This window comes from Actinocorallia lasiicapitis (genome assembly GCF_054778695.1).
Genome location: NZ_BAAGZI010000337.1, coordinates 1 through 6566, shown reverse-complemented (window position 1 = coordinate 6566; position 6566 = coordinate 1). Strand labels below are relative to the sequence as shown.

5 protein-coding genes are annotated in these 6566 nt (G+C 69.8%); 3 read left to right on the top strand and 2 right to left on the bottom strand.

Annotated elements, in window-relative coordinates; all coding sequences use genetic code 11:
• Positions 1-1842 (bottom strand): malto-oligosyltrehalose synthase (locus ACYVE7_RS26750; protein ID WP_460368333.1); only part of this gene is annotated, 1842 nt, incomplete at its 3' end.
• Complete coding sequence (gene glgX, locus ACYVE7_RS26745; RefSeq protein WP_460368331.1) at positions 1835-3916, bottom strand: glycogen debranching protein GlgX; 2082 nt, start codon at positions 3914-3916, stop codon at positions 1835-1837. The genes glgX and ACYVE7_RS26750, both read right to left, overlap by 8 nt.
• A 157-nt stretch (positions 3917-4073) precedes the next feature.
• Between glgX and ACYVE7_RS26740 the strand changes: the two genes are divergently transcribed.
• From ACYVE7_RS26740 to ACYVE7_RS26730, 3 genes are all read left to right on the top strand, one after another.
• A complete protein-coding gene (locus tag ACYVE7_RS26740; protein WP_460368329.1) occupies positions 4074-4355 on the top strand; it encodes a (2Fe-2S)-binding protein in 282 nt (93 codons plus the stop codon).
• Positions 4356-4422: 67 nt separating this feature from the next.
• Positions 4423-4905 (top strand): bacterioferritin, encoded by a 483-nt coding sequence (gene bfr, locus ACYVE7_RS26735; protein WP_460368327.1) that lies wholly within the window; start codon positions 4423-4425, stop codon positions 4903-4905.
• Positions 4906-4983: 78 nt separating this feature from the next.
• Positions 4984-6444: a CYTH and CHAD domain-containing protein gene (locus ACYVE7_RS26730; RefSeq protein ID WP_460368325.1), complete on the top strand. Its 1461-nt coding sequence runs from the start codon at positions 4984-4986 to the stop codon at positions 6442-6444.
• The last annotated feature ends 122 nt before the right edge of the window (positions 6445-6566 follow it).

Here is a 6566-nt window from a genome sequence, read left to right as displayed (position 1 = left end):
CGCGTGCTCCAGGCCCGCGGGCAGCCGGGTGGCGACGGTGACGGCGGCGCCGCGGCGGTACGCGATCAGATGGTCGACGGCCGGGCCCTGCCCGGTCAGCGGCAGATGGAAGCCGGTGAACCAGCCGGGACGGGCGCGGCGCAACCGCAGCGCACGCGAGGTGACCAGCAGTTTCTCCGCGTCCAGCGTGGCGGGGGGCACGCCGGAGTCCAGGGCCGCCAGGAGGGCGCGGCGGCGGGCGAAGTCAACGGGACGGCGGTTGTCGGGATCGACCAGGGCATAGCCGGTCAGCTCGCAGCCCTGGTAGACGTCGGGGACGCCCGGCATCGTCAGCTGGACCAGCTTCTGCGACAGCACGTTCGACCGCTCGTAAGGGGCGAGCCGGGCGGCCAGCTCGGCCACTCCCCCGTCCTCCAGGGCCTTGGCGGCACGCCGCAGGACGGCCTGCTCGTACTCCGCGTCGATCTCCAGCCAGGTGGTGTGCTGCTTGGCCTCGCGCATCGCCTTGGTCAGATAGCCGGTGAGCCGGTCGCGGTCCAGGGGCCACGCGCCGACCAGGGTCTGCCACATCAGATAGTCCAGATCCGAGCCGTCGCAGCGGGCGCGGACGAACGACTCCCAGGCGCGCGGCAGCTCCGTCAGGACGGCCAGCCGCGCCCTGACGTCCTCCTGGCGTTTGCTGTCATGGGTGGACAGCGCGGTCAGCCCGGCGCCGAACCGGGTGTTGCAGTCGCGGTGGAACGCCTCCGGGGTGATCGCCCAGCGGCCCGGTTCGCCGCCGACCTCGTTCCGGGAGACCAGCCGCGACCAGCGGTAGAACGCGGTGTCCTCCAGGCCGCGCGCGGTGAGGGCGGCGGTGGTCTGCTGGAAGCGGACCGCGAACTCCGTCCAGCGCGGATCGGTGGCGCGGTCGTAGGAGCGGTAGGTGGGGAAGTCGACGAGCGCGCGGATCAGGAGGACGCGCAGATCGTCGGGGTCGGCCGCCGGCATCATCCGCTGGAGGACGCGGTGCAGGCGCGCCACCTCGGGGGCCAGGCCCTGCTCGATGACCTGGCGTTTGGCGTCCTTGGCGACCCTGGTGAACGGGCCGGGCGAACCGGTGAGCTCCTGGTGGAGGCTGGACAGGAACGGTTCGGCGGTCTCGTCCAGGAACAGGGAGTCCACGGCGACGGCCGTCTCGTAGCCGGTGGTGCCGGGCCAGCCGTCCGGGAGCCGTTCGGAGCCGGTGAGGATCTTCTCCACGACGATCCAGGCGGGGGTGGCGTCGCGCAGGTCCCGCAGGTAGGCGCCGGGGTCGGTGAGGCCGTCGACGTGGTCGACGCGCAGGCCGTCGATCAGGCCCTCCGCGACGAGGCGGAACAGCAGGGCGTGGGTGGAGGCGAAGACGTCGGGGTCCTCCTGGCGGAGGGCGATCAGCCCGGAGATGTCGAAGAAGCGGCGGTAGTTCGGTTCGCCCTCGCCCGGCGGGACGAGGCGGTCGCCCTCCCAGTCGAACCAGTGGGCGTAGGGGGACTCACGGCCGCGGGCGGCGACGTCGCGGGCCTTCGGGGAGTCGAACGCCATGTGGTTGGGGACGATGTCGACGACCGTGCCCAGACCGTGGCGGCGGAGTTCGGCGACCAGCGCGCGGAAGCCGTCCTCACCGCCCAGGACGGCCGAGATCCGGTCGTGGTCGGCGACGTCGTAGCCGTGCTCGGAGCCCGGCGCGGCCTCCAGGATCGGCGACAGATAGGCGTGGGTGACGCCCAGCTCGGCCAGGTATCCGGCGATCCCGGCGGCCTCGGCGAAGCCGAAAGAAGGGGTGAGCTGGAGCCGGTAGGTCGAGGTGGGACGGTCAGACACGGCGCAGCACCTGAACCGAGCGGGACTCGACGGTGAAGGTCTCGCCGGCCTTGGCGGACGCGCCCGTGTCGGCGTCCAGCAGAGGGTCGGCCGTGTCGAGGACCTTCAGCCAGGTCTCCCCGAAATCGTCCGGCGGGAGGGTGAAGGGCTGCGGCTCGGCGTCGGCGTTGAACAGCAGCAGGAAGGAGTCGCCGCAGACGCGGCGGCCGCGCCGGTCGGGCTCCTCGATGGCGTCGCCGTTGAGGAACACCGCGACGGTGTTGGCGAACCCGACCTCCCAGTCACCGTCCGACATCTCCCGGCCGCCCGGCGTGAACCACGCCAGATCCTTGACGCCCCTGATCGGCCGGCCGATGAAGAACCGGCGGCGGCGGAACACCGCGTGCCCGCTGTGCAGGGCGGTGAGCCTGCGCACCCACGCGATGGTGGCTTCGTCGGACTTGTCCCAACGGACCCAGGACAGTTCATTGTCCTGGCAGTACACATTGTTGTTGCCGTGCTGGGTGCGGCCCAGCTCGTCGCCGTGGCCGATCATCGGGACGCCCTGGGACAGGAACAGACTGGTCAACAGGTTCCGTTTCTGTCGTTCACGCAGTCGGTTGATCTCCGGATCGTCGGTGGGGCCCTCGAACCCGCCGTTCCAGGAGCGGTTGTCGTCGGTGCCGTCGCGGTTGGCCTCGCCGTTGGCGTCGTTGTGCTTGTGGTCGTAGGAGACCAGATCGTGCAGCGTGAAACCGTCATGGCAGGTGACGAAGTTGATCGACGCCATGGGGCTGCGGCCGTCGTCGGCGTACAGATCGGACGAGCCCGTCAGCCGGGAGGCGAAATCCGGCATCGTGGCGGGCCTGCCGCGCCAGAAGTCGCGGACACTGTCACGGAACCGGCCGTTCCACTCCGACCACAGCGGCGGAAAGTTGCCGACCTGGTAGCCGCCCTCACCGACGTCCCACGGCTCGGCGATCAGCTTGACCCGCGAGACCACCGGATCCTGCTGGACGAGATCGAAGAAGGTCGCCAGCCGGTCCACCTCGTGCAGCTCCCGGGCCAGGGCGGCGGCCAGGTCGAAGCGGAAGCCGTCCACATGCATCTCCGTCACCCAGTAGCGGAGCGAGTCCATGATCAGCTGCAGGACGTGGGGGTTGCGCATCAGCAGGCTGTTGCCGGTGCCCGTGGTGTCCAGGTGGTAGCGGCGGTCGTCGTCCACGAGGCGGTAGTAGGCGAGGTTGTCCAGCCCGCGGAACGACAGGGTGGGGCCGAGATGGTTGCCTTCGGCGGTGTGGTTGTAGACGACGTCCAGCAGGACCTCGATCCCCGCCTCGTGCAGGGACTTCACCATCGCCTTGAACTCCAGCACCGGATCGGGCCCCGCCGCGTAGGCGTTGTGCGGGGCGAAGAAACCGATCGTGTTGTAGCCCCAGTAGTTGCTCAGCCCCTTGCGGACCAGATGGTCGTCGTGGACGAACTGGTGGATCGGCATCAGCTCGACGGCCGTCACTCCCAGTGACCGGAGGTAGTCGATCATCACGGGGTGGGCGAGGCCCGCGTAGGTGCCGCGCTGGTGCTCGGGGATGTCCGGATGGAGCCTGGTCAGGCCCTTGACGTGCGCCTCGTAGATCACCGTCTCGGCGTACGGGGTGCGCGGGGGGCGGTCGTCGCCCCAGTCGAAATAGGGGCTCGTGACGACCGAACGCATCGTGTGCGGGGCCGAATCGGCGTCGTTGCGGCCGTCCTCGTCGCCGAACGGGTAGCCGAAGCACGCCTCGTCCCAGTCCATCTCGCCAGCGATGTGCCGGGCGTACGGGTCGAGCAGCAGCTTGGCGGGGTTGCAGCGGTGGCCGGCGGCCGGATCGTAGGGGCCGTGGACGCGGTAGCCGTACCGCTGACCCGGCATGATCCCCGGCAGATAGCCGTGCCAGACGAAGCCGTCCGCCTCAGGGAGGCTGTGACGTGCCTCACGTCCGTCGTGATCGAAAAGACAGAGTTCGACGCTCTCGGCCAGCTCAGAGAAGACCGCGAAATTCGTTCCAGCCCCGTCGAAATGGGCTCCCAGGGGCTGCGCATCGCCCGGCCACATAGAGATCTCCCGTCGTCGCGGAGGTGGCCATTCCCAAGGGCAGGAAGATCACACCAAAAGGGAAGGGGTAGTCAGATCAGGCACCGGGCATGTAACTTAGGAGTGCCTAACCTTATGGCCCCCGACCTGCGGGTATGTTGATCTCGAAGGGTTCCCCATGTACGTCTGCATCTGCAACGCGGTCACGGAAGACTCCGTCCACGCGTGCCTTGCACATGGGGCCAAGAGCGTCAAGGAGGTCAAGGACAGGGCCGGCATCAAGCCGGGCTGCGGCTCCTGCACCAAGCGGCTGTGCGCGATGGTCAGCGAGTGGCGGACGGCGTCCGAGCTGATGGACGCCATCACCGGCGGGCCCGCCGGGCTCCAGGAAGTACCGCCGCTCCCCGCCGAAGTGCGAGCCGAAGCGGTCACCGAGCGTCAGGTCGAAGAGGCCGCCTGACGGTTCCCAGGGCGTCAGGTCGGCGAGGCTGCCTGACAGCTCCGCTTTGGCATGTCAATCTGACGACATGCAAGGGGATCCCGAAGTCATCGCGCTGCTCAACGAGCAGCTCACCGCAGAACTCACCGCCATCAACCAGTACTTCCTGCACGCCAAAATGCAGGAGAACTGGGGTCTGCCGAAGCTCGCCCGGTACACCCGGCACGAGTCCATCGACGAGATGAAGCACGCCGAAACCCTCACCGACCGGCTGCTCTTCCTCGAAGCCCTGCCCAACTACCAGAAGCTCAACGCCCTCCGGATCGGTCAGACGATCAAGGAGCAGCTCGAGTCGGACCTCGCCATCGAGCTGGAGGCCGTCACCCGCCTGCGCGGCGGCATCGAGGTCATGCGCGACAAGGGCGACGCGACCTCCGCGCGGATCTTCGAGGAGATCCTGGCGGACGAGGAAGGCCACGTCGACTATCTCGAGACCGAGCTCGAACTGCTCGACCGGCTCGGCGAGCCGCTCTACCTCCAGCGCTACACCGAGGCCAAAGAAGGCTCCTGAGCTGGATTGAGGTTACCTCCGCGTGACAGGCTTGGTCTTTCCCCACAACAGGACGAAGCAGGCGGAGGTACCGTACGCATGGGCGAACACCTTGAGATCGAGCTGAAGTTCGACGCGGCGGCAGAGTTCGCCCTGCCCGATCTGACCGATCTCGCGGCGGTGTCCGACCCGATCGTCCACCAGCTCGAAGCCGTGTATTACGACACCCCGGAGCTGGCCCTGGCCGCCCGGAAGGTGACGTTGCGCCGCCGCACCGGCGGCGGCGACGAAGGCTGGCATCTGAAGCTCCCGGCGGGGCCCGACGCGAAACGCGAACACCGGGCCCCGCTGAGCGACACCCTGCCCGGCTCGCTCCGCTCCCTCGTCACGGCGCACGTGCGGGGGCGGGGGCGGGAGCTCCAGCCCGTCGCGACGCTGTCCACGCGCAGGACCGTCCGGGTGCTGACCACGCCGTCCGGCTCGGCGGAGCTGGCCGACGACCTCGTCACCGGGAGCATCGCCGGCACCGACGGGGAGTCCTCCTGGCGGGAGATCGAGATCGAGCTGCTGTCGGGGCCGCGGGACGGGCTGGCGCCCTTCGGTGAACGGCTGCTCGCGGCCGGGGCGTCGCGGGCCTCGTCGTCGTCGAAGCTGGGACGGTTGCTGGCTTCCCGGCTGACGAAACTTCCCTCCTGGGAAGGGGATTCCGCCGGGGCGGCCATCCTTCGCTATCTGTCGGGACAGGTCGCCGAGGTGCTGGCGAACGATCCGAAGGTGCGGCTGGAGGAGTACGACTCCGTGCACCGGATGCGGGTGGCGGTGCGGCGGCTGCGGAGCGTCCTGAAGTCGGCGCGGCCGCTCCTCGACCGCTCCGGGACCGATCCGCTCCAGCCCGAGCTGGCGTGGCTGGCGGAGGTGCTCGGGGAGGTCAGGGACGCCGAGGTGCTGTACGAGCGGTTCGCCGGACGGCTCGACTCCCTTCCGTCGGCCCCCGCGCTCGCCCCGGCCTGGCTGGAGGCGATCAAGGCCAGGGAGACCTCTGGGTACGACCACATTCGCTCAGAACTGTCCGGGGAACGGTATTTCGCCCTGCTGGACGCGTTGGACGCGCTGCTGACCACGCCGCCGTTGACGAAACGCGCGGGACGTCCGGCCGGCAAGGAGCTGCCGAAGCTGCTGCGCAAGGCGTGGCGGCGCGTCCAGGACGCCCACGCGACGATCGCCTCCGCCCCCACCCCCGAGCTGCGCGACGAAGCCCACCACGACACCCGCAAAGCCGCCAAACGGGCCCGCTACACCGCCGACGCCACCCGCGAGATCCTGTCCGCGCAGGCCAAGACCCTCGCCAAAGCCGCCAAATCGCTACAGGAGGTGCTGGGCCGCTTCCAGGACGGCGTGATCGCGCAGGAGGCGCTGCTGGCCGCCGTCCCCGCCTCCCACCAGGACGCGTTCCTCCTGGGCACCCTCTACGGGCTGGAACGCGCCGAGGTCGCCACCGCGCTGTCCGAGGTCTCCGCCGCCTGGACGGCCGCCCAGGCGCAGGCCCTGCCCGTCCTCTGACCGCCGCCCCCGCCCCCTACCCGCCTGAAGGAGCCCTGACGTGCCGTCCCCGACCTCCCCGGACGCCCCGACCCCCGCCGCGGACCGCACGCAGGAGTCCGAACGCGCGGCGGCCCTGGAAG

Bases quoted from the DNA above. Each gene is read 5' to 3' on its own strand.
- glgX (WP_460368331.1), bottom strand. From the start codon at position 3,916: ATGTGGCCGGGCGATGCGCAGCCCCTGGGAGCCCATTTCGACGGGGCT.
- ACYVE7_RS26740 (WP_460368329.1), top strand. From the start codon at position 4,074: ATGTACGTCTGCATCTGCAACGCGGTCACGGAAGACTCCGTCCACGCG.
- bfr (WP_460368327.1), top strand. From the start codon at position 4,423: ATGCAAGGGGATCCCGAAGTCATCGCGCTGCTCAACGAGCAGCTCACC.
- ACYVE7_RS26730 (WP_460368325.1), top strand. From the start codon at position 4,984: ATGGGCGAACACCTTGAGATCGAGCTGAAGTTCGACGCGGCGGCAGAG.